Source organism: Candidatus Woesearchaeota archaeon (genome assembly GCA_020854775.1).
Classification (GTDB): Archaea; Nanobdellota; Nanobdellia; order Woesearchaeales; family 21-14-0-10-32-9; genus 21-14-0-10-32-9.
Map to the genome: position 1 here is coordinate 1 of JAHKLZ010000044.1, position 23,682 is coordinate 23,682.

The 23,682-nt window shown below is 31.2% G+C and carries 21 protein-coding genes; 13 read left to right on the forward strand and 8 right to left on the reverse strand.

Annotation, left to right across the window (positions count from 1 at the left end; genetic code table 11):
* The 3 genes from KO361_05395 to KO361_05405 all read left to right on the forward strand — a co-directional run.
* Window positions 1–229: tail fiber domain-containing protein (locus KO361_05395; protein ID MCC7575001.1), on the forward strand; the 229-nt coding region annotated here is incomplete at its 5' end.
* Between the two features lie 41 nt (window positions 230–270).
* Window positions 271–960 carry a hypothetical protein gene (locus tag KO361_05400; GenBank protein ID MCC7575002.1) on the forward strand — a complete coding sequence of 230 codons (690 nt, stop codon included), beginning with the start codon at window positions 271–273 and terminating at the stop codon, window positions 958–960.
* 54 nt (window positions 961–1,014) lie between these two features.
* Window positions 1,015–1,398, forward strand: coding sequence for a hypothetical protein (locus KO361_05405; GenBank protein ID MCC7575003.1), 384 nt, complete (start codon window positions 1,015–1,017; stop codon window positions 1,396–1,398).
* A 25-nt stretch (window positions 1,399–1,423) separates the two neighbouring features.
* On the opposite strand, the gene KO361_05410 is transcribed toward KO361_05405, so the two are convergent.
* From KO361_05410 to KO361_05425, 4 genes are all read right to left on the reverse strand, one after another.
* A complete protein-coding gene (locus KO361_05410) occupies window positions 1,424–1,732 on the reverse strand; it encodes a hypothetical protein (GenBank protein ID MCC7575004.1) in 309 nt (102 codons plus the stop codon).
* A gap of 52 nt (window positions 1,733–1,784) precedes the next feature.
* Complete coding sequence (locus tag KO361_05415; protein ID MCC7575005.1) at window positions 1,785–3,806, reverse strand: minichromosome maintenance protein MCM; 2,022 nt, start codon at window positions 3,804–3,806, stop codon at window positions 1,785–1,787.
* Between the two features lie 87 nt (window positions 3,807–3,893).
* Window positions 3,894–4,478 carry a TATA-box-binding protein gene (locus KO361_05420; GenBank protein MCC7575006.1) on the reverse strand — a complete coding sequence of 195 codons (585 nt, stop codon included), beginning with the start codon at window positions 4,476–4,478 and terminating at the stop codon, window positions 3,894–3,896.
* Between the two features lie 305 nt (window positions 4,479–4,783).
* Window positions 4,784–5,125, reverse strand: coding sequence for a hypothetical protein (locus KO361_05425; protein ID MCC7575007.1), 342 nt, complete (start codon window positions 5,123–5,125; stop codon window positions 4,784–4,786).
* 640 nt (window positions 5,126–5,765) lie between these two features.
* Between KO361_05425 and metK the strand changes: the two genes are divergently transcribed.
* The 5 genes from metK to KO361_05450 all read left to right on the forward strand — a co-directional run bounded on the left by metK (window position 5,766) and on the right by KO361_05450 (window position 14,600).
* On the forward strand, window positions 5,766–6,896 hold the full coding sequence (gene metK, locus KO361_05430; protein ID MCC7575008.1) for a methionine adenosyltransferase: 1,131 nt from the start codon (window positions 5,766–5,768) through the stop codon (window positions 6,894–6,896).
* A 23-nt stretch (window positions 6,897–6,919) separates the two neighbouring features.
* The gene (locus KO361_05435) at window positions 6,920–7,327 is read left to right on the forward strand and encodes a translation initiation factor IF-2 subunit beta (GenBank protein MCC7575009.1); all 408 of its coding nucleotides are present in this window, start codon (window positions 6,920–6,922) and stop codon (window positions 7,325–7,327) included.
* Window positions 7,328–8,326: 999 nt separating this feature from the next.
* On the forward strand, window positions 8,327–9,544 hold the full coding sequence (locus KO361_05440) for an ORC1-type DNA replication protein (GenBank protein ID MCC7575010.1): 1,218 nt from the start codon (window positions 8,327–8,329) through the stop codon (window positions 9,542–9,544).
* A 30-nt stretch (window positions 9,545–9,574) separates the two neighbouring features.
* Window positions 9,575–11,080: a metallophosphoesterase gene (locus tag KO361_05445; GenBank protein MCC7575011.1), complete on the forward strand. Its 1,506-nt coding sequence runs from the start codon at window positions 9,575–9,577 to the stop codon at window positions 11,078–11,080.
* Between the two features lies 1 nt (window position 11,081).
* Window positions 11,082–14,600 (forward strand): DNA polymerase II large subunit, encoded by a 3,519-nt coding sequence (locus tag KO361_05450; protein ID MCC7575012.1) that lies wholly within the window; start codon window positions 11,082–11,084, stop codon window positions 14,598–14,600.
* A gap of 3 nt (window positions 14,601–14,603) precedes the next feature.
* Here KO361_05450 and pheT read toward each other — a convergent pair whose 3' ends face one another.
* From pheT to KO361_05470, 4 genes are read right to left on the reverse strand one after another with little or no spacing between them, the layout of a single operon-like run.
* Window positions 14,604–16,283 carry a phenylalanine--tRNA ligase subunit beta gene (pheT, locus tag KO361_05455; protein ID MCC7575013.1) on the reverse strand — a complete coding sequence of 560 codons (1,680 nt, stop codon included), beginning with the start codon at window positions 16,281–16,283 and terminating at the stop codon, window positions 14,604–14,606.
* Complete coding sequence (locus KO361_05460; protein ID MCC7575014.1) at window positions 16,284–17,036, reverse strand: TIGR00725 family protein; 753 nt, start codon at window positions 17,034–17,036, stop codon at window positions 16,284–16,286.
* A gap of 12 nt (window positions 17,037–17,048) precedes the next feature.
* Entirely contained in the window at window positions 17,049–18,563 is a 1,515-nt protein-coding gene (locus KO361_05465; protein MCC7575015.1) for a phenylalanine--tRNA ligase subunit alpha, read from the reverse strand.
* A gap of 49 nt (window positions 18,564–18,612) precedes the next feature.
* Complete coding sequence (locus KO361_05470; GenBank protein MCC7575016.1) at window positions 18,613–19,425, reverse strand: hypothetical protein; 813 nt, start codon at window positions 19,423–19,425, stop codon at window positions 18,613–18,615.
* Between the two features lie 220 nt (window positions 19,426–19,645).
* On the opposite strand from KO361_05470, the gene KO361_05475 reads away from it, so the two are divergent.
* The 5 genes from KO361_05475 (at window position 19,646) to KO361_05495 (ending at window position 23,645) form a co-directional block, all read left to right on the forward strand.
* On the forward strand, window positions 19,646–20,686 hold the full coding sequence (locus KO361_05475; GenBank protein ID MCC7575017.1) for an mRNA surveillance protein pelota: 1,041 nt from the start codon (window positions 19,646–19,648) through the stop codon (window positions 20,684–20,686).
* A 1-nt stretch (window position 20,687) separates the two neighbouring features.
* Window positions 20,688–21,548: a hypothetical protein gene (locus KO361_05480; protein MCC7575018.1), complete on the forward strand. Its 861-nt coding sequence runs from the start codon at window positions 20,688–20,690 to the stop codon at window positions 21,546–21,548.
* Between the two features lie 95 nt (window positions 21,549–21,643).
* On the forward strand, window positions 21,644–22,216 hold the full coding sequence (locus tag KO361_05485) for a TRAM domain-containing protein (protein ID MCC7575019.1): 573 nt from the start codon (window positions 21,644–21,646) through the stop codon (window positions 22,214–22,216).
* Window positions 22,217–22,293: 77 nt separating this feature from the next.
* Entirely contained in the window at window positions 22,294–23,178 is an 885-nt protein-coding gene (locus KO361_05490) for an RsmB/NOP family class I SAM-dependent RNA methyltransferase (GenBank protein MCC7575020.1), read from the forward strand.
* Window positions 23,169–23,645, forward strand: coding sequence for a hypothetical protein (locus KO361_05495; GenBank protein ID MCC7575021.1), 477 nt, complete (start codon window positions 23,169–23,171; stop codon window positions 23,643–23,645). The genes KO361_05490 and KO361_05495 overlap by 10 nt, the downstream gene beginning before the upstream one ends.
* Window positions 23,646–23,682: the final 37 nt, after the last annotated feature.

Genomic DNA, 23,682 nt, shown 5'->3' on the forward strand with positions numbered 1-23,682 from the left:
AATTGAAGGAATAAAATTCAAATGGAAACAAAACAACGAAGAATCAATAGGACTAATAGCACAAGACGTAGAAAAAGTATTTCCTGAAATAGTAAACACCCCAAAAAACAGCCACAAATCAATACAATACGGAAACCTCGTAGCACCTATAATTGAAGCTATAAAAGAATTAAGTAATGATTTTGAAACTGTGAAGAAGCGTTTAGACTTATTAGAGAAAAAGATTTAAGTACGTTTAATTATTGTTAATTAATATTTGGGTGATTAAATATGAAAAAGAAAACAGAGGAGAAATCTGATAAGCCTTTAACCGTTGTTTTTTGTTTGCCAGGGAATAATTTTTCTGGACAATTCTTAGATAGGTGGAGTGAATTATTATTGCATTGTGTAAATAAAGGAATAAGATTTTATGTTAGTCGGCAAGAATCTTGTAATATTTACTATGTTAGAAACATGTGTTTAGGAGGTAACGTTCTTAGAGGGGAGAATCAGAAGCCTTTTAACGAGGAGCTTGATTATGATTATTTGATGTGGATTGATTCTGACTCTGTTTTTACACCTCAACAATTTGATAAGTTATTAGAACATGACAAAGATATTGTTTCCGGTGTTTACATGATGTCTAACGGGATTGAATACGCAACGGTTAAGGAATGGGATGAAGAATTCTTCAAGAAAAATGGTTACTTCACTTTTTTAAAACCTGAAGATTGTAAAGACTTGAAAGAAGGAGAATTATTAGATGTGGCTTACACAGGGTTCGGTTTTATATTAATAAAAAAAGGCGTCTTCGAATCATTAACTTATCCTTGGTTCAGACAAGAAAAATTTGTGATTGGTGACTTCGTTGATTATTCAATGGAAGATGTTTCTTTTTGTATGACTATAAGAAAAAAAGGCTACAAAATATGGGTTGATCCATCTATACGCGTAGGTCATGAAAAAAAAGTAATACTTTAAAAAGAAAAAAACATTCCTTACTAATAAAAATAATTAATTAGGGGGGATAACGATATGAAATTAAAAAACAGAGTTGTTATTGAAGCAATACCAGCACTAAATAATTTATCAGATGTTAAACTACCAGTGAAAACTTCTTACGTAATAGCTAAGAACATCAGGGAATTATCAAAAATCTTAGAAGACATAGAAAAAATAAAAAAACAAGTCTTTGATAAATGGGTTGAAAAAGACAAAGATGGAAACCCTATAAGTGAAGGAAACAAAGAAGGAGTTTTCAAACTTAAAAAGAATAATGAATTCAACAAAGAAATGAATGAATTATTAGACATAGAAAATGATGTTAATATATCAACAGTTACTCTGGATGACTTAGAAGGTGTTGATTTAACACCAGGAACAATCATGAGTATTGACTGGATGATTGAAAACAAATAAAAATTCTTATTTTTTTTAATTTTTGTTATTTTTTAGTATCTTCTTCTTTTTTTAATTTCTTAGACAAAAAATAAAGAACAAGCGCAGCAATCAAAGTTATAATAACCGCGCCTAAAAATTTAATCAAAATAGTTTTTCTTTCTCCTAAAGGTTCTAATAGCAAATTAAGAGCTTCACTTATAGGCTCCCTCCAACTCAACGCGATAAGAAACGCAAAAGCCGCAGAAATAGCAGTAAGAAGTTGTTTATTAAATTCTTTTCTAAACTCTTTCCTAGTCTTTTTTAACTTAGATAAATGAGACTTAGAATCTTTTTTGTTTTTTGAATCTTTCATTTTAAACCTTTTAATCCTTTTAAATTCTTAAACATTAAGCGTTTAAACACAATTATATCCTACTAATAAAACCGTGCTTAGGTGAATAAAGATCCCCTCCTCTTTTAAGCTTATCAATAATCTCAGCTGTTTTTTCCTGAGGAATCTCCTGAATCTCAGCTTCACGCATAACATCCTCAACAGGAACCTCTTTCTTATCAAGAACTTGCTCCAAATTAGCAATTATTTGCTTCACAACAACTAACGCGTTTCTCTGAGACGCACTAATACCAGTAGCTATACGATCAATATCAAACTTGCCTGATTTATCAGTCCCAATAAGTTGCAAACAATGATGCAATAAATCAATAGCAACACCTGCGTCCTTCTTAGTAACTGTTTTAGACAAACGAACACGCGCAGAAGCCTCAGCCAACCTAACCAAGCCCTCTAGTTGACGCGCACTAATAGGAATACTTTGAACTTTACCCTCTTGAGAACCAGAATTACGCATCTTAACAAAATAACGCTTAATCTCATTAAGAGCAGGATCAGTAAGCTTAGGATTAACAAATTGCTTAGCATACGCAACATACCTCTTAATAGTATCAGTATCAATTAATTGAACTTCTTCTTCACCACGCTCACCTTTATGAAGATTAAGAATAAAATGAGCAAGCTTCTCATCCTTAGTTTCATCAGGCAAATCCTTCACAGGAAAAATCAAATCAAACCTATTAATAAGAGTAGAAGGCAAATCAATCTGCTTAGCTAAAATCTCATAAGGATCAAACCTTCCAAGCTTAGGATTAGCAGCAGCCAAAACAGTTGTTTCAGAACGCAAAGTAGCTTGAATATTAGCCTTACTAATAGTAACAGTTTGCTGCTCTAAAGCCTCATGCATCGCACTAGTATCTTCCTTAGTCATCTTATCTAACTCATCAATACAAACCAACCCCTTATTAGCCAGAACCAACGCTCCCGCCTCCAGAGCCCAACCCCTTAAGAATTCGTCACGAACAACTGAAGCAGTCAAACCCGCACCGGAAGCACCTTTACCAGATACGAAACGAGATTTAGGAGCAACAATAGACAATCTCTTTAGAAGCTGAGACTTACCACTACCCGGATCACCAACTAACAAAATATGAATATCTCCTCTTCTTTTAACACCATCATCCTGACTCTTCCTACAACCACCAAACAATTGAAGAACCAACGCTTCCTTAATACGATCATGACCATAAATAGTCGGAGCAATACTCTGAACAATTTTTTCATAAATCTTAGGATCCTTAGACAACTCCAAAATTTCTTCTCTTTGCTCAGGATTAAGCTCCAAAGAAGAAAATTCTTCTTGAACAGGCTCAACATGATTAGCCTCAATAATTAAATCAAACCTAGTAGATTTACCACCAGTAGCTAAAACAATAGGAATCTCTTTTAACATACCCACAACAACTATTTTACTACCAGGATTAGTCTTCTTATCAGATAAAGGACTAACCAAATCTTGCTTCAAAAAAATATTCATACGCTTAGGTTGCTCACCACCATCAAGATCCTCAGAAGCTTCTTCAAGAACAATTTTTTGAGCATCAACCAAATCCTTACTAACCATGTGAAACTTACCCTTACGACCACAACTACAAGACGTAGGCTCCTTAAACTTAGTATCCACTTGCAAAATAGAAATAACATTACCACAACTAGGACACTCAAACTTCGCACTAGTAACTTGAGGCCTAACATCAGTTTTCTGACGAACGATACCTCTAAACTGATACAACTTGTCAATATTCTTACTTCTTATTTCACTAATTAATAATTGAGAAGATTCAGGCAACTCCCTAAACCTTAAACGTAACGTGACACCATCACCCAAATCAAAACGAGAAACAGCGTACTCAATCGCTTTCAAAGAATCCTCAGGACGCTCTAATAATTCCTCAGCCAAATAAATATCAAACCTAGCAAGATCAGAAAAATTAACAACTAAAGACTCAGCACCCTTAGCAACAGCTCTAACCATATCTTCATGATAATGCTCCTCTAAGAATTCTTGAAATTTAGTTATTTGTTCTTGCGCATCCATTTTAACTCCTGAATTTTATAAAAAAAAAAAGAAAAAAAGAATAAAAGTATTACTAAAATAAAACCTTTAAATTTACGAAAAAAAGGATTATTTTTTCATTACTTTGTTTAATTTTTCTAACAACATATCAACAGCTGCATGAACCATTTCCTCAGATTTAGTGCCTGTACAAACAATTTTACCATTACTAAACAAAAGGAAAGTCGCCTTAGCCTCCATTAATTTGTAAACCAAACCAGGAAACTGCTCAGGCTCATACTCAGTGTTATCAAGCTTCATAGCTAAAGTATTAAGATTCAAATCCATACCTATACTACCACTAGCAACAATGTTCTGAACACTAATTTTAGGCTTTATCTTAATTTTAATACCTATTTTTTCTAAGCTCTCAATAATTTTCTTAATGCTCTCTTCTACTTTATCAAGACTCTTAGCACCAGTACAAACAATGTTCCCAGAACTAAAAATCAAAGCAGAAGTCTTAGGCTCCCTAATCCTGATAACCAAACCAGGAAACTGCTCAGGATTATACTCTGTGTTAGGAAGAGTAGCAGCCATTTTCTCCAAAGGAATGTCATGTTCCAAACTTGAAGAAACAACGATGTTAACAACTGTTATGTTTTCATGAGGATCAAAACCCTCTTTCTTATTTGTAGCTTTTTTTGAAGCCATTTTTTCCAACCCCCTAAAACCTCTTAAAAAAAAAAGTGGTTTTGACTAAAAAAAATAAAAAAATAACTTACTTATTTAAAAAGGAAATGATAGCTCCTTTATAAATGCTTTTATGTTTCCACATGCTTTTTGAAAAGAACACAACACAAAACATAAACCCCCTTCATTTCCTATGGAAAATATTAATTTAAACCTTTAAAGACGGAAAAAACAAAGCTGAGAGTAAACCAGTATACACAAAACACCCCTTCATTTCCTATGGAAAATGTGAAAAAAAGAAGAAAAAAAATAAAAAAATAAAAAAATTAAATTAAACCTTTAACTCTAGCTTTCTCAAAATAACCTTTTCTATGAAAGTCATAATGAAAAAACTTTACGAAGTCAGATAATAACTCCTTGGACAACTTATCTTCCAACCACTCAAGAACATGCTCAGTATAACAATAAGAACACACATCCATATCCTTCTTACAAGAGATGCAAAAATTCTTATTAAACAAATGCTGAGACAGCTTAGAAGTCTCTAAGTCTAACAAGTCAATCAACTCAGGCTTAGCTTCAAGCAACCAAGTCTTAATCTGCGCACCTATGCACTCAGGACATAATGGATTCGTTATGTATTCTTCACACAAAACACATTCTTGCATTTTTACCACCTCTGGTTTAATAACCCTAAGTGCCTTAATCCAAAAATTAATTCATAGAATTTCTTAATAACTCTTTATTTGCTTTCAGAAACCCCAAGAAAAAAAAGTGGATTTAAAGCAAATAGAGTTTATTGTGTTTCTTAATAAACAGCACTCTAACTAAACTAATAATACACGAATTATACCAAGTGTGTGCTGTCATTAACACAAAGATTAATTCTTTTCTTTATAAAATTTGTTTTTTTAATTCGAAAAAACAGAAACAACATAAACAAAGAAACAAAAAAAGAAAAGAAATGAAATAAGAAAAATTAGCAAGAGATAAAATACATGAAATAATAAAGAAAAACGGAGAAACACCTATAATTAGAATAGCAAAAAAAGAAGAGTATGAAAAAAAATTAAAAGAAAAACTAAGAGAAGAAGTAGAAGAATTCATAAAAAAACCTTGTGTTGAAGAACTAGCAGATATTAAAGAAGTCTTAAAAGCAATAAACAAATTTTACAAAATACAAGAAAAAGAAATAGAAAAAGTAAGAAAAGAAAAACTAAAAAAAAGAGGAAGTTTCAAAAAAAGAATAATTCTTGAACAAGTTAAAACACAGTAAATTTTATAAAAAAAGCGAATTCGCTCAAATGAATGGAAAAAATAAAAAAATTCTTCACATCAGAAAGTATTAGTGAAGGTCACCCAGATAAAATGTGTGACCAAATAAGTGACGCGATATTAGATGCTTACTTAGAAAAAGATCCTGAATCAAGAGTTGCTGTTGAGTGCTTAGTAAAAACAGGTTTCGTATTAGTTACGGGAGAAGTAACAAGCACAATACATGTAGATATTGAAAAAGTTGTAAGAAAAACAATAACAAGAATAGGTTACGACTCAAAATCAGGATTTGATCCTAAAACTTGCGGAGTTATAATAAGTATATCAAAACAAAGCCCAGACATAGCACAAGGAGTAAATCCAGGAGGAGCAGGTGACCAAGGAATGATGTTTGGATACGCATGCAAAGAAACACCTGAATTAATGCCTTTACCTATAATGCTAGCACATAAATTAGTTAAAAAATTAGCAGAAGTAAGAAAAGAAGATAAAAATAGTTTCATAAGACCTGATTCTAAAAGCCAAGTAACAATAGAATATGATGATGGAGAACCAACAAGAATAGATGCAGTCGTGGTTAGCACACAACACGACGAAGACGTAGAGAACCTTGAAGAATTTATAAAACAAAAAGTCATAATACCTATATGTGGAAAACTAATTGATGATGAAACAAAAATTTTTATTAATCCAACAGGGAAATTCGTCATAGGCGGACCAGTAGGAGATGCTGGATTAACAGGAAGAAAAATAATAGTAGACACATATGGTGGAATGGGGCGACACGGAGGAGGAGCATTCTCAGGAAAAGATCCTAGCAAAGTAGATAGGAGCGCCGCGTACATGGCTAGATACATAGCGAAAAACTTAGTAGCTTCTGAACTGTGTGAAAAATGCGAAGTACAAATAAGCTACGCGATTGGTGTAAAAGAACCAACAAGTATTTTAGTAGATACATTTAATACAGGAAAATTAAGTGAAAAACAATTTGATAAATTAGTAAGAAATGTTTTTGATTTAACCCCTCAAGGAATAATAAAAACGCTGGATTTGAAAAAACCAATATATTCAAAAACATCTGTTTATGGACATTTTGGCCGAGATTTTTCTTGGGAAAAAACAGATAAAGCTCAAATATTAAAAGAAAAGGCAAAGGATTTATAAACAATTAATCAATTCTTTTCTTTATGAATTATGAAGATATGTTGGGGAAAGCAAGAGAAGTTCTTCCTGAAAAAGTTAATACCACATCTAGATTCGAAGTTCCAAAAGTAAAAGGAAGAATAGAAGGAAATAAAACAGTAATAAGTAATTTTTTTCAAATAGCAGACACGATAGGAAGAAAACCCCAACACTTACTAAAATATGTTTTAAAAGAATTAGCAACACCAGGAAATTTAAAAAATCAAACAGTTGTTTTCGGATCTAAAATACCAGCTACTAAAATAAATGAGAAAATAAGTAGTTATGTTGATGAATTTGTTTTCTGTAAAGAATGTAATGGTCCTGATACTAAAATGGTAAAAGAAGGAGATATATATTACATAAAGTGTCAAGCTTGTGGAGCTCGTCATAGTTTTTATTCTAAAATATGATTTTTAATCAAATAAATTTTTTGATTATGTTTGAAATAATTTTTTTGAAAATTTTAATTTAATAAATATTTATTAAAAAAAAAGCAGAAGGACTGACCCGTTGATTTCTCATAGAAAAAAAATTAAGAAAAAAAGTTTTTATGTTTTGATGATGAATATTTTATTTTAATATTAAAATTAAATTTGTTTTTGAATATTTTTTATAATAAATATTAATGATATAATATATTAAAATGTTGTATTTAAATTATTATTTTTAAATATTTATGTTTAAATGATATTTTTTTATATTATATTTTTTTATATTATATTTTTTTTAATTTTGATTTTGTATTAATTAATAATTTTTTGATATTATATTTATTATTATTATTTATATTATATTTATTATTATATTAAATGTTATTTATATTTTATATTATAAAAAAAAAATAGATAAAAAAACAAAACAATTATTTTCTATATTGAAATTAATTATGTTGTTATTAATTTATTATTATATTATATATAATTAAATTATTTTTATTATTATATATATTAAATACAAATTATTAATTATTAATTAAACATTTTCTAAAAATCAAAAAATTAAAAATTAAAAATTAAAAAATTGAAATCAAAAAATCAAAACCAATTCTTATTCAAATAAAAAAATAATTTTAGACGATAAAAAACAAAATTTAATGAATAACACATAATTAATTATATTAAATAATTTTTACAATACATTTACAACATTATTTATAAAAAAGTTCAACATAAAATTCAAAAAATCTTCAGAATCAACAAAAAATTATTAATAAAAATCAAATAAAAATAAAACAAAAATCATTTTTTTAATAAATAAATTCCATAGGAAATGAAGGGGAGGGCTACAACCTTTCCAATACATAATAAAATAAACATATCAAATCAATAAAACTCTTCTAAAACAATATTTTACAACAAATACTTTCCAAAAGAAAAATATTTATAAAACCTCCATTTCTTCTGGAATTAATGGTACAAAACAATTTAAACAATTTCTTCGAAAAATTCCTAAAAAAAGAAAACTTATTTCAAAACAAAAAAGTATTACAATCAACATATATACCAGGAGAAATAACACACAGAGACGAACAAATCAACATAATAGCAAATATACTAGCACCAGCACTAAAAGGAGAAAAACCATCAAACTTATTCATTTACGGAAAAACAGGAACAGGAAAAACACTAGTAGCAAAATACGTAGCAGAACAAATGGAGAATATATCAAAAGAAAAAGGACTACCACTACAAATATTTTATTTAAACTGCAAATTAAAAAAAATAGCAGACACAGAATACAGAATGATAGCGGAACTATCAAGATTCTTCGGAAAAGCAGTACCAACAACAGGACTACCAACAGACGAAGTATACAACATATTCTTTCAAGCACTAGACAGCGAAGAAAAAATAATAATAATAATAATGGATGAAATAGACCAACTAGTAAACAAAGCAGGCGACGAAATAATATACAATTTAACAAGAATAAACTCAGAACTAAAAAAATCACAACTAAGCATAATAGGAATAAGCAACGACTTAATGTTCGCAAACAACTTAGACCCAAGAGTAAAATCATCACTATCAGAAGAAGAAATAGTATTCCCACCATACAACGCATTACAAATACAAGACATACTAAGAAGAAGAACAGAAATAGCATTCAAAGAAGGAACAATAGAAGAAGGAGTAATACAAAAATGCGCAGCATACGCGGCTAGAGAACACGGAGATGCAAGAAGAGCACTAGAACTACTAAGAGTAGCAGGAGAACTAGCAGAAAGAAAAGACAAAACCATAGTAAAAATAGAAGATATAGACGCAGCAGAAGATAAAATAGAAAGAGATAGAATAACAGACATGGTAAAAAAACACCCAAAACAATTCCAAGCAACACTATACTCAATACTATCACTAGGAACAGACAAAAAATCAGAAATCCTAACAGGAGACGTATACGAATTATACAAAGAATTATGCAACAAAATAGGACTAAGACCACTAACACAAAGAAGAGTATCAGACATACTAGCAGAATTAGATATGCTAGGAATAATAAATAGCAAAGTAATAAGTAAAGGACGCTTCGGAAGAACAAGAGAAATAACACTATCACTACCAAAAACAATAGAGAAAAAAGTATTATTAATATTAGAAGAAGAATTAGACATAAAAACAAATTAACCAATTTTTTTATAAAAAACATGATAAAAAATGAAAGAATCAACAATAAATTTTCTAAACGAAAAACAAATACTAGTAAGCCCAGACATATTAGATAAAAATTATGATGAAGAATTCATAAAAAAAATAATAGAAACAAAAAAACCAGAATTCTTAGATGAAGAAACAATACAAAAATACATAGAAGAAAACAAAAATAAAAACAATACAAAAGTAAACATAATAAAATCATATGATAAAGAACCAAAAAAAAGAACATTCCAAGACTTCGTATCAGTATTCAACAACAGATTCAAAAAATTATCAGAATTACTAAAAAACAGAAAAGAACTAGATAGCACAACATCAATATCAAGATTAAACACAAAAAACCAAAATGATAAAACAGCAATAATAGGAATGATTCTAGATAAACAACTAACAAAAAACAACAACATAATATTAACACTAGAAGACACAACAGGAACCTGCAACGCAATAATAAGAAAAACAGATGATGAAAAAGAAATATATGAAACAGCAGAAAACATAGTTCTAGACGAAGTAATAGGAATAACAGGAACATACCTAAACAAAGCAATATTCGTAGATAAAATAATATTTCCAGATATACCACTCAATAAAGAATTAAAAAAACAAAAAGAAGAAGAATACGCAATAATGATAGGCGACACACATTTCGGATCAAACCACTTCATGAAAGAAGATTTTGAAAGATTCATAAAATGGATAAATCAAGAACTAGGAAACGAAGAACAAAAAAAAATAGCATCAAAAGTAAAATACGCAATACTAACAGGAGACATAGTAGAAGGAGTAGGAATATACCCTAATCAAGAAAAAGATTTAGATATACTAAACATAGTAGAACAATACGAAGAAGCAGCACGTTGGTTAAAAAAAATACCAGAACACATACAAATAATAACACAATCAGGAAATCACGACGCAGGAAGATTATCAGAACCACAAGAAGCACCATTTAAAGACATGGCAAAACCATTATGGGACTTACCAAACATAACACTAGTATCAAATCCAGCATACGTAAACATAGGAAAAACAGAAACATTTCCAGGATTTGATTTATTATTATACCATGGAGGATCACTCATATATTACGCAGATAACATACCAAAAATAAGAGCGGCAGGAGGACAAAAAAAATCAGATCAAATAATGAAACACTTATTACAAAAAAGACACCTAGCACCAACACATAAATCAACACTATACTTACCAGACGCAGAAGAAGACTTTTTACTAATAGATATAGTTCCCGATTTCTTCATAACAGGACACATTCACAGATCAAACATATCAAGCTACAGAAACATAACAATAATAAACGCTTCATGCTGGACAGAAACAACAGAAGACCAAATAAAAAGAGGACTAGAACCACTACCAGCAAGAATACCAATAGTGAACTTGAAAACAAGAGATGTAAAAATAATAAATTTTTTATCAAAAAAATCAAAAGAAAAAGAAAAAGAAGTAACAAAAGAAGTAGAAGAACTAAAAAAATTAAACTAAAATGATAGCCTCAGAAAAAACCAAGAAATACTTTGATTCACTAAAAAAAGAATCATTAAAACAATTTCAAATAGCTACGCAAGCAAGAAAAAAAGGCTACGACCCAAAAGAATTCGTAGAAATAAAAATAGCAGAAAACCTAGCAGAAAGAGTAATAGGACTAATATCAGCAGTAGCACCACAAATAGCAGATACTGACGCGATAAAAAGAATAATAGAACTAGAAGAACAATACCAACCACTAGATTGGAGAGTAGCACTAAAAATAGCACATGAAATAAGTGAAGAAAAATTTTGCACGTTTAAAGACAAAAAAGAAGCAATAGAAATAGGAATAAGAACAGGATTTGCATACGTAACACTAGGAGTAGTATCTGCGCCACTAGAAGGATTCACATCATTAGAAATAAAAAACAGAAAAGACGGAAAAGAATACTTTTGCTTAAATTACGCAGGACCAATAAGAGCAGCAGGAGGAACAGCAGCAGCAGTATCAGTAATAATCGCGGACTACGTAAGAAAAAAATTAGGATACGCAGTTTATGATCCAACAGAAAAAGAAGTTCAAAGATGCCACGCAGAATTAGAAGATTATCACGAATACATAACTAATTTACAATATTTTCCATCAAAAGAAGAATCAGAATTCTTACTAAAAAATTTACCAGTAGAAATATCAGGAGACCCATCAGAAAAATATGAAATATCAAGCGCTTTACTAAAAGATTTACCAAGAATACCAACCAACAAATTAAGAAGTGGATATTGCTTAATACACAGTTCTTGCATTCCACTAAAAGGACCAAAACTTTGGGCAAAAATAAAAAAATGGAAAGAAGAAATGAACATGGAACACTGGGAATTCATGGAAGAATTCTTAAAAATACAAACAAAAACAAAATCAAAATCAACAAAAAAAACAACAACAAATACAGGATTAACACCGGATTACACATACATATCAGACTTAGTAGGAGGAAGACCAGTACTAGGACACCCTCTTAGAAATGGAGGATTCAGACTAAGATATGGACGCTCAAGAATATCAGGATTCTCAGGACAATCAATACACCCCGCAACAATGATATTATCAAACAACTTCGTAGCAACAGGAACACAACTAAAAGTAGAAAGACCAGGAAAAGCAGCAGCGTTTACACCTTGTGACACAATAGAAGGACCAATAATAAAAACAGTTAATGGTGACGTAATAAAAATAAGAACAGAAAACGAAGCAAAACAACATAAAAAAGAAACACAAGAAATATTATACTTAGGAGATGTATTAATAAATTACGGAGACTTCTTTGACAGAGCACACAAATTAGTACCAGCAGGTTATTGCGAAGAAATATGGATACAAGAACTAGAAAAAGAAATAAAAAATCATAACGTAGAAGAATTAATCAAAAAATTAAACATAGAAAAAGAAGAATTTGAACAATTATTCAAAAACCCATTAAAGAAAAAACCAACACTGAAACAAGCATTAACAATATCCAAAATAACAAACATACCATTACACCCAGAATACTTATATTATTGGGAATCAATAAAAAAAGAAGAACTAACAGAACTAATAGCTTGGTTTAAAAAAGCAAGAAGAGATGAAAACAGAATAATTCTAAGAAAAAACCAAGCAAAAAGACACCTAGAAATAATAGGCGTACCACATCAATTCATAAAAAACGAATTCGTAGTAATACAAAATGAAGACGCGGAACTACTAAACATTTTTTTAACACACAAAGAACCAGAAGAAGAACTAAAAAAAGAATTAGAACAATCAAAAACAATAACAGATTTCTTAACAAAAAAAACAAACATACAACTAAGAGATAAATGCGGAACATTCATAGGAGCAAGAATGGGAAGACCAGAAAAAGCAAAAATGAGAAAACTAACAGGTAGTCCACACGCATTATTCCCAGTAGGAGATCAAGGAGGAAGACTAAGAAGTTTTCAATCAGCACTAGAATCAGGAACAATAATAGCGGACGTAGAAATGAGACACTGCCAAAAATGTAACAAAAACACACCACTAAAAATATGTGAAACTTGCGAAGAAAAAACCCAAGACATAGAAAAAGAAGAAGAAAACAAATACTCAAGCAGAAAAGTAAAAATAGATATAAAAACAATATTCGAAGAACTAAAAAAGAAACTAGGAACAAACATAATACCTGATTTAATAAAAGGAGTAAGAGGATTAGCAAACAAAGAACACGTACCAGAACACTTAATAAAAGGAATACTAAGAGCAAAACATAACTTATCAGTAAACAAAGACGGCACAGTAAGATACGATTGTTCAGAACTACCAATAACACATTTCAAACCATTAGAAATAGGAACAAGCATACAAAAATTAAAAGAATTAGGATATGATTTAGACATAAATGGAGAACCAATACAAAAAGAAGACCAAATAATAGAACTAAAAGTACAAGACATATTATTACCTTGTTGCCCAGATTCACCAGAAGAACCAGCAGATGAAATACTGTATAGAACAACAAAATTCGTAGATGAAACATTACAAAAATTATACGGACAAGAATCATTTTACAACTTAGAAAAAAAAGAAGACTTAATAGGACACCTAACAATAGGATTAGCACCACACACATCAGCAGGAATAGTAACAAGAATAATAGGTTTCTCAAAAACACAAGGATTTCTAGCACACCCATACGTACACGCAGCGATGAGAAGAGACTGCGACGGAGACGAATCATGCATACTACTATTATTAGACGCGTTCCTAAACTTCTCAAAACTATACTTACCAAGCTCAAGAGGAAGCACAATGGATGCGCCACTAGTACTAACATCAGTAATACTACCCGCGGAAGTAGATGACATGGTATTCAACATGGACATAACAAACAAGTATCCTCTAGAATTATACGAAGCAGCGAATAATCTAAAAATGCCATTCGACGTAAAAATAAAAAAAGTATCAGACGTAATGGGAACAAACGAACAATACGAAGGATTCATGTTTACTCACGAAACAACAAACCTAAACGCAGGAGTATTATGCTCAGCATACAAATTATTACCTAGCATGCAAGAAAAAGTACAACAACAAATGGACATAGCAGAAAAAATCAGAGCGGTAGACGTATCAGACGTAGCCAGACTAGTAATAGAAAAACACTTCATACGCGACACAAAAGGAAACCTAAGAAAATTCTCAACACAAGAATTCAGATGTGTGAATTGCAACGAAAAATACAGAAGACCCCCCCTAACAGGGAAATGCACACAATGCGCAGGAAAAATAATATTCACAATAAGTCAAGGAAGCATAATAAAATACTTAGAACTAAGCATGATGCTAGGAGAAAAATACCAAGTTAGTCCATACATAAAACAAACACTAGAACTAACAAAAAGAAGAATAGAAGGAGTATTCGGAAAAGAAAAAGAAAAACAAACAGGACTAGGAGACTGGATAACACAACAAGAAGAAATCAAAGAAGAAACAGACGAAGAACTAGAAGCACTATTCTAAAAACTAAACAATTCTTTCCTCAATAATTTTACTAACCAAATCAATATTTAACTCAAACAAAGAAACACCATGCTCCAAATCATAATACCTAAGAACATCAAGAGAAACCTCACCTATAAAACCAACACATAACCACTTATCATTATGCTTAACCTTTACTTCAGCACTCCTACCACTAATAAAAAAATTAAAAGACTTAGCCTCAAATTTCAAATCCAAATCAAATAAAGAACCCAACAACTCCAAACGTTGCTTAGCCCAAGTATAACTAGCACTATCAGAACAAATCGCAACACACAAATCATTATTTTCCTCAACAACACCCTTAACTTTTCTAAAAACCCTACCAACCTCAAATAATCTCTGAGGATACTCATTCATCTTATTACTTTTAAAAGTCTTCAAAACACTAGGAACTAAGAATTCACGAAGAGAATCAAACTCAGAAGACGTAGGATTCTTAATACTTAAAACATTATTAAAACCTAAAAATTTTTGATCATCAAATTTAACCAAAGAATAACTAACAACTTCAACTAAACCATCACCAACAAGAACATCTCTAACTTTATCCTGAACCTTTTCTTTAAAAATCTCTTTACCAACAGAAAAAGAACCACTCATAACACCTTCAACTTTATCAAAACCATAAGCAATACAAACATCTTCAACGACATCAACAGGATGAATAACATCAGCCCTATAACAAGGAACCAAAACATCAACAAACTTACCAGACTTATTCTTAATACCAAAACCCATCTTTTCAACCAAACCAATAAGAACATCATCTTTAAGATCCAAACCAAGATATTTCCTAAGATAATCAAACTCAACCCTTAAAACATCAGGACTAAAATCAGGAGTAACCCTAACAACACCCTCTTTTTTATAATTAATATTAACCTCAAAAATATCCCCCCCCATATCAGCAAGAGCACAACCAATAATGTTCAAAGCCTTACTAACAACACCAAAATCATGACCAGAACACTCAACAAAAACATGCCTAGTATCAACACCGACAGTACCAGTATTCCTAGAATTAAGAATAGGAGGAACACTCATAACACTATCATTAGAATCAGTAAATAAAGGAAAAACTTTTTCATCCCTTAATAAATGAGCATACTCCTTACCAGCCTTAGTACTCTTAAGCAAATCAAAACCATTCATCTCCTTAGTCTCACCCAAAGGAACAAACCTAATTTTATCAGGACTCAAAGCCTTATAATGAATAGGAAAAACAATATTCTCAAAAGGATAAACACCAATCGCGCACTTCTTCCTGTTTCTACCAAAAGTAACATGAAGCTTCTCTTGAAGATTAATAATATTATTAAGAACAGACTCATCAATACTAAGATTCTTAGCAACCAAACAAGCAGTAAAAGGCCTAACACCCGAAACAGATTTATCCACAACAACCTCAAAATCACTTTTATTCACAACATAAGACTTAAGACCCTTAGAAAAACCAAGAAAAGTCTTCAAAGCCCTAGCAAAACCCTCCTCAGATAACAAATCAGGCCTATTAGGAAAAATCTCAACAACAATATCTTTCTTATTAACTTCTTCCAAATCAGTACCAAGATAACTAATGTGCTTACTCAAAGAAACATCATCAACTTTCCTACCAAGAATATTTAATACACGATCCTTACTAAAAACAACACTAGGCATTTACTCAAACACCCTCTTCTTAGATTTTTTAACATTCTTCTTAACAACTCTACCAGAAGACTTTTTCTTTAAAGTTTTCTTAGCATCCTTAATAATAATTTTCCAATCCTGCTTCTCCTCCCTAGACAACAAATCCTTATCAAGCTCAGACAAATGCTTACCTTTATCTTCAGCTTTTTTAACCAAATCAAAAATCTTCTTAACAGCTTCCTTAGGAGTAACAGCACCATAAACAAATTCAGTCTTACGCTCATCAAAATACTTATCAGAAATCTCCTCAGCCATACCCCCACTAGTCGTAAGAGCAACAATAGGTTTACTCATCATATAACCATAAGTAGCCTCATTAAGAGTACCTGCACCACCCTGAACAATGATAGCACCATCACAACTATTCAAATTAATACTATTACGACTCCAACCAATACCAGTAGCAACAACGATATCAGCATAATTATTAACCTTACTCATACTCTCCCAAGGAACAATAGCCAATGTAACCCCTCCTTCTTTCTTAGCACCCTTAAGAGCAGCCTCCATAACACCCAAACCACCACCAGTTAAAGTAACAGCCTTACGCTTAGCAATCTCCTGACCAACCTCAAAAGCCATATTATAACCCCTAACAGAACAAATAACCTCACTAGAACCAAGAACCGCGATTTGCAAAGGACGCTTAGACTTCTTCACAACACTATTAATGTACTTAACCTTATCATAATCCATACTTTTTTCAACTTTAACTTTCTTCATCATCTCACCTTCTTACTTAATAAAAACCTTAATTTTTTTCAAATACTCCAAATCATTTTTATAAATATCACGAATATCAGTAATATCATAATATTTAGAAATAATACGCTCCATACCAAGACCCCAAGCAAGAACAGGACACTCAAAACCAAGCAAAGTCTTAGTAACTTCAGGTCTCATAATACCAGCACCACCCATCTCAACCCACTGCTTCTTAACAGGATTATACGCATCAACCTCAGCACTAGGCTCAGTATAAGGAAAATGAGCAGGTCTAATCCTAACATCAGAAAAACCCATCTTCTTAAAAAACTCTTTCAAATAACCCTTAAGCTTAGGCAAATCACCATCAGGATCAACAACAATACCCTCAACCTGATAAAACTCAAATAAATGTTTCCAATCCAAAGCCTCATTCCTAAAATTCTTACCAATAACAAAAAACTTCTTAGGCAAATCCTCCTTCTTCAATTCAGAAAATTTAATTGCGCTCAACACAGTAGTATGAGTCCTAAGAACCAAATCTTCAGAAACATCCTTAGAAAAAGAACCACCCCAACCCTTACTACCAGTATCACCACCACTGACATGAACACTTTTAACCTTATCAAAAAAAACCTTACTCACAGAACGCTTACCATCAAGATAAAAAGTATCTTGCATCTCCCTAGCAGGATGATCCTGAGGAACAAACAAAGCATCCAAATTCCAAAACGCGTTCTGAACCTGATCACCATCCATTTCCTCAAAACCAAGTTCTAACCAAATGCTCTTAATATAATATCTAGCCTCATTAACGAAGTGCTTCCTACCAACACTAACACTAGGAACATCACCACTAACATCGTATTTCTTAAAAGAATAATCCTTTCCACTTTTAATGACACTAGAAGTAACTTTTTCCTCAAAATTTTGATCAAACTTATCAGACTCACAAACCTTTTTACCTTCCTCAGTTACACTAGCAAACCACTCACTCTTCTTATCCTTAACAATAACATCTTTACGTTTTAAAAGATTATTAACAAGAACAACTTCTTGCTTACTCAAAGAATCCTCATTCAAAGGCAATTTCTTCAACAAATCTTCTTCTAAAAAACCAGATTTAAGCTTATTAACACCAATATTAGTAATAGAAAAATACAAAACATCCTTTTTATCAATAGAAATAAAACCATCCTTCTTTAACAACCCAGTACAAGCATTAATTTCTTCCCTAGAAATAACCTTACTTAAATCACCAATACTAACCTCGTCCTTATCAACCAAAGTCTTAAGAAATAAATGCTCAGGCAAACCCTTAGAAACATAAATCAAACCATTTTTACCAAGAACTAAAACATTAACATCTTTCTTCTCCAAAACAACCAAATCCTTATTAGACAACCATTGCAAACTACGCATAACAACAATTTCCTTTAAACCAGTATTCTCAACAATATCTAACAAAGAAGATTTCTTCTTAACAAAACGCAAAACCTTCTTCTCAGAAGCACTAAGACCCTCTATAACTTCGCTAAAATTCATAACCCATCAAACCATCAATAATTAAAAAAAAATAAAAAAGAAAAAAAAATTATTTTTTAATTTTTATTTCCTTCATGCCCTTCCAAGCAATCTCGAACAAATTATCAATAGTCGCAGAGAAAAAAGGAGAATTAATCCAAATACCTAAATCATACGTAGGATGAATCTCCTTATCATCCATAATCATAAAAATAATTTCACGACCATCAACAACGATGAAACGAGCATTAGCATCAGTATGTCTAACCTCGGCAACGCCCTTAAGCTCCAGAGCAGCATTCTCAGTTTCCTTATTCATACTAGTAGCAATCCTAATAGAAACACCTCGCTTCTTAAGTTGTTCAAAAACAGGCTTAAGACCCTCAACTTTCCTAAGAAAACCTTGAGACGTAGTCATAATAGAAACGGAACTCTCAGCATTCCTAATAGTCATATCGATATGATTATACAAATTATGTCTTCCTTTCAAAGAAGCAGATAAATCAGCAGGCTCCACTAATTCCACGCCTTGAGTATGCAAAGAATTAAGTTCATCAACTAAATCAGTATTCTTAGATTCATCTAATAACTTAATGTGCTGATCAGCTTCAGATTTAATATTTTTTTTAACACGCTCTAAAACTTCTTTAGGAGGAACAGCAATATACTTAATAGGCTTACCAATCTTCATAACCACGAAACCCTTCTTTTCAAGAGTTTCAAGAACATCATAACTCCTACTTCTAGGAACATTCGCAATATCAGACAACTCACCAGCAGTACTAACACCACGAGAAAGAAGAGCAGTCCAAATCTTTACTTCATACAAATTAAGCGAAAAATACCGTCTTAGTTTATTTAAAAATTCATCTTTTACTATCATTTTCATCATACCCCCTAGGGACAAGCCCCCCTCTTTTTATAACATATAATTCACTACTACTTTATATAATTTTGTTTTTTTTTACTATTCACTAATCGTGCTTCTGTGTTGATTACTACACAGTGTCGTTTTTTTGTAATTTATAATAAGTGGTGTTTTTCCTTAAAATAAATAAAAAACCTTAGTAAGTTTTATTTACTAAAACGTATTTGTACAAATAATGGATATAATAAAACACGATTACAAAACAGGAGAAGCAACCATAAGAATAACAGATGAAGAAGACTTATGGCACTTAAGCCACTTAATAGAACCAGAAGACTTAGTTAAAGGACAAACTGAAAGAAAAATAAAAATAGGGTCTGAAGACAACTTCAAAGTAGTCAGAAAAAAAGTATATCTCAAATTAGAAACAGAAAAAACAGAATACGTACCAGAAAATAATTCACTAAGAATACTAGGGCCTATAAAAGAAGGCCCAGATGACGTATCTCTAGGAAGCTATCATTCTTTCAATCTGGAAATAAATGATATAATAACACTAACAAAAAAAACATGGTCAAATTACCAAATAAAAAGATTAAAAGAATCAACAATACCAAGAAAAAAAAGCTTACTAACAATATTTGACAGAGAAGAAGCAATAATAGGAATACTAACACAAAAAGGATTCGAGAAACTAACAGAAATAAAAGGAGACGTCAAGAAAAAAATAGAAAATTCATCAGGCTCAGACTCTTTTTTCAAAGAACTAGCAAAAACAATACACGAATACAAAGAAAGATTAAAAACAGACAGAATAATATTAGGAAGCCCCGCGTTTTGGAAAGAATACGTATTAAAAGAATTACCAGAAGAAACAAGAAAAAAAACAATGACTTGCACAATATCAAACGTTTCAGAAACATCCATAAAAGAATTATTAAAAAGTCCCGAATTAGGAAAAACACTAGATGATGATAGATCCGCACTAGAAGAAAAACACATAGAAGAATTAATGAAAGCAATAAGCGAAGAAAAAGCATTCTACGGAATAAAAGAAGCAACAGAAAAAATAAATCTAGGAGCAACATCACAAGTAATAATATCAGAGAAATTCCTAAAAGAATCAAGAGATAAAGGAAATTACAAAGAAATAGACAAATTACTAAGAACAGCCGAAGGAACAAACTCAGAAGTAATAATAATAACACAAAAAGAACCAATAACTAAAATAGACGGATTAGGCGGAATAGCAGGAATTCTAAGATGGAAAATATGAGATGAAAAAAGTGAAAATAACAGAAGAAACATTCATAGAAATAACTAACAAGAAAGAACTAAGAGGAATAAACAAAGAAATAATAAGAAAAATAATACAAGAACACAAAAAACAAAATGAAACAACACACAAAAAATTAGAACAAAATAATTATAACAAAAAATCAAAAGAATACTTAACACTAAAAAAATACGTAAGAAAAAGACTAAGAGAATTACATGGAGTATTTCAAAAAAACAAACTAAGCCCAAAAAAGCAAGAAGACTTACTAAAAAACAAAGATTTTAATTTTCACTCAGAAAAAACTCAAAAATTCTTAAAATCACACCGCTCAACAAAAGAAAGACTAAACAATTATGAAACACTCTACACAGAACTAGAAAAAGAAAAACCAATAACTACTCTAGCAGACCTAGGATGCGGACTAAACCCTTTATCATATTCATTACTAAAAAAACTAAGAAATTGTTTTTGCACAGACATAAACGAAGAAGAAATAAATTTTTTGAACAAATACTTTGAAAAAACACCATTCAAAGGAGAAGCACAAACACTAGACTTAACAAAAGAAGAAACACTAAAAATAATAAACAACAAAACAAAAAAAACAACTCATTGCTTCTTATTCAAAGTATTAGACGGACTAGAATCAATACAAAAAAACATATCAAAAACAATAATAAAAAACATAAACTCAGAAACAATAATAATATCATTCTCAAAAACAACAATAAGCGGAAAAAAAATAACATCAGAAAGAAAATGGTTCAAAAAAATACTCGACGAACAAAAACAACAAGGAACAAAAATAACCTTTATTAACCTAGGAAACGAAGAATACCATATATTAAACAAACCATAAAAAAAACAATTTTATCTAAAACTTTTTAAATAAACTAATCTTTTAATTCGTTAATTCTGCAAAAAGCAGAATCTTGAAATAGGTGAAATAAAAAAATGAATGACAGATTTGAAAATAGGTCTAGGTACGGACACAACGACAGACAAAGATTCTCCCCACCAGTAAGAGTGGACGAAGAATTAGACGTCAAAATAGAAGCTGTAGGCGAAAAAGGAGACGGAGTAGCTAAAAAAAACGGTTTCGTTTTGTTTGTTCCAAACGTTAAAGAAGGAGACTACGTACGCGTAAAAGTCACAAGAGTTCTAAAAAAAGTAGGATTCGCAGAAGTAGTAGGCGAAGCACAAACACCAGAACCAGAAACTCATCAAGAAGAAAGAAGAGAAAAACCAAGAGAAGAACCTGAAGAAGAATTCCAACCATCAGAAGATGACTCAGAAGATTTCGGAGAAGACCCTGACCAAGGAAATTCAGAAGATTTCTCAGAAGAACCTGAAGCTCCTGAAGTTGATGAGGAACCTAAGCAGGAAGATTCAGAACCTGAAGCTGAAACTCCTGAAGAAAAACCTGAACACGAAGTTTCCGATGAGGAACCTAAGCAGGAAGAAGATTCAGAACCTGAACAAGAAGACTCAGAAGATTTCTCAGAAGAACCTGAAGAAAAAAAATAAATCTCAAAATAACCTTTTTTCTTTTTTTTCTTTTTTAAAAATGATAAATTTTTAAACATCTATACATTTATGAATTTATGGACTTTTTAAAAAAATATGAATTAATGGGCGAAACATTCAATCCTGAAAAAACAAAACAAAAAAAAGCCCTAAGAATAAACACACTAAAAATAACAGAACAAGAACTAATAAAAAGACTCACAAAGAAAAAAGTAAAACTAGAAAAAATAAAATTCTTAAAACACGGATATTTTTACGAAGCAGACTTCTCATTAGCAAGCACACAAGAATACTTACAAGGATACTTTTACATACAAGACGCAGCAGCACAAACACCAGCAGAAGTACTAAACCCTGAACAGGAAGAAATAATACTAGATATGGCTGCGTCACCAGGAGGAAAATGCACCCAAATAGCACAACTAATGAAAAACAAAGGAATAATAATAGCACTCGAAGAAAACAAATCAAGAATGCAAAGCCTAATTAACAACATAGAACGATTAAGCGTAACAAACACAACAATATTCAAAAAAGACGCCAGATTCTCACAAGACCTAGGAATACAATTCGACAAAATATTACTAGACGCGCCATGCGGAGGAAACTTCTGCGTAGAAAAAGATTACTTCAAAAAAAGAACACAACAAGACCTAGATTCAAAATCAAGAACACAAAAAGAATTACTAAGATCAGCTTATTTATCCCTAAAAAAAGAAGGAATACTAATATATAGCACGTGTTCATTAGAACCAGAAGAAAATGAATTAGTGATAGATTGGTTCTTAAAAGAATTCAAAGAAATGAAAATAGTAGAAACAAATTTAAATATAGGAAGCCCAGGAATAACAGAATACAAAAATTTAAAGTTAAATAAAGACTTAAAATTAACGAAGAGATTCTGGCCACACCAAACAAACACGGACGGATTCTTCGTCGCGAGGCTAAAAAAATGGGTATGATATCATCAATACTAAGATTATTCGGTTTTTTATCATCATTCATAGGAACACTAATATTCGCAACTATATTCTACTTCACACTCGGAGAAACGTACGCATACACAATAGCGATAGGTTTGATAATAATATCTTTTTTCCTACTAATAACAAGAGTAAGTTTCAGAAAAAGAATAGCACTAAAATCATTCGCGAGACAAAAAGGAATGACAAGACAACACGCAAGACTTTTTTCAAATAAAGTCCAAAACAAATACTTATCAGGACACATAAGCAGATCATTCTTAATAGGAACAACACTATTCACTTATAATCCTGTATTGTTAATACCAACAACCATATTCTGCGCTTTAGTAATACTAGAAATAATGAGAACAAGACCCATAAATTTAACAAAAGTAATTCTAAGCTCAATACTAGGAACAGCTTCAGGAGTAACAGCAATAATTATTTCGAAATTCTTACTCTAAAACCTTTTTTTATCCGAAATTTTCTTAGCAATTATTA

What these genes read in the sequence shown, in the direction of transcription:
- KO361_05400 (MCC7575002.1), top strand. Translation starts at nt 271, where the DNA reads ATGAAAAAGAAAACAGAGGAGAAATCTGATAAGCCTTTAACCGTTGTT.
- KO361_05405 (MCC7575003.1), top strand. Translation starts at nt 1,015, where the DNA reads ATGAAATTAAAAAACAGAGTTGTTATTGAAGCAATACCAGCACTAAAT.
- KO361_05410 (MCC7575004.1), bottom strand. Translation starts at nt 1,732, where the DNA reads ATGAAAGATTCAAAAAACAAAAAAGATTCTAAGTCTCATTTATCTAAG.
- KO361_05415 (MCC7575005.1), bottom strand. Translation starts at nt 3,806, where the DNA reads ATGGATGCGCAAGAACAAATAACTAAATTTCAAGAATTCTTAGAGGAG.
- KO361_05420 (MCC7575006.1), bottom strand. Translation starts at nt 4,478, where the DNA reads ATGGCTTCAAAAAAAGCTACAAATAAGAAAGAGGGTTTTGATCCTCAT.
- KO361_05425 (MCC7575007.1), bottom strand. Translation starts at nt 5,125, where the DNA reads ATGCAAGAATGTGTTTTGTGTGAAGAATACATAACGAATCCATTATGT.
- metK (MCC7575008.1), top strand. Translation starts at nt 5,766, where the DNA reads ATGGAAAAAATAAAAAAATTCTTCACATCAGAAAGTATTAGTGAAGGT.
- KO361_05435 (MCC7575009.1), top strand. Translation starts at nt 6,920, where the DNA reads ATGAATTATGAAGATATGTTGGGGAAAGCAAGAGAAGTTCTTCCTGAA.
- KO361_05440 (MCC7575010.1), top strand. Translation starts at nt 8,327, where the DNA reads ATGGTACAAAACAATTTAAACAATTTCTTCGAAAAATTCCTAAAAAAA.
- KO361_05445 (MCC7575011.1), top strand. Translation starts at nt 9,575, where the DNA reads ATGAAAGAATCAACAATAAATTTTCTAAACGAAAAACAAATACTAGTA.
- KO361_05450 (MCC7575012.1), top strand. Translation starts at nt 11,082, where the DNA reads ATGATAGCCTCAGAAAAAACCAAGAAATACTTTGATTCACTAAAAAAA.
- pheT (MCC7575013.1), bottom strand. Translation starts at nt 16,283, where the DNA reads ATGCCTAGTGTTGTTTTTAGTAAGGATCGTGTATTAAATATTCTTGGT.
- KO361_05460 (MCC7575014.1), bottom strand. Translation starts at nt 17,036, where the DNA reads ATGAAGAAAGTTAAAGTTGAAAAAAGTATGGATTATGATAAGGTTAAG.
- KO361_05465 (MCC7575015.1), bottom strand. Translation starts at nt 18,563, where the DNA reads ATGAATTTTAGCGAAGTTATAGAGGGTCTTAGTGCTTCTGAGAAGAAG.
- KO361_05470 (MCC7575016.1), bottom strand. Translation starts at nt 19,425, where the DNA reads ATGATAGTAAAAGATGAATTTTTAAATAAACTAAGACGGTATTTTTCG.
- KO361_05475 (MCC7575017.1), top strand. Translation starts at nt 19,646, where the DNA reads ATGGATATAATAAAACACGATTACAAAACAGGAGAAGCAACCATAAGA.
- KO361_05480 (MCC7575018.1), top strand. Translation starts at nt 20,688, where the DNA reads ATGAAAAAAGTGAAAATAACAGAAGAAACATTCATAGAAATAACTAAC.
- KO361_05485 (MCC7575019.1), top strand. Translation starts at nt 21,644, where the DNA reads ATGAATGACAGATTTGAAAATAGGTCTAGGTACGGACACAACGACAGA.
- KO361_05490 (MCC7575020.1), top strand. Translation starts at nt 22,294, where the DNA reads ATGGACTTTTTAAAAAAATATGAATTAATGGGCGAAACATTCAATCCT.
- KO361_05495 (MCC7575021.1), top strand. Translation starts at nt 23,169, where the DNA reads ATGGGTATGATATCATCAATACTAAGATTATTCGGTTTTTTATCATCA.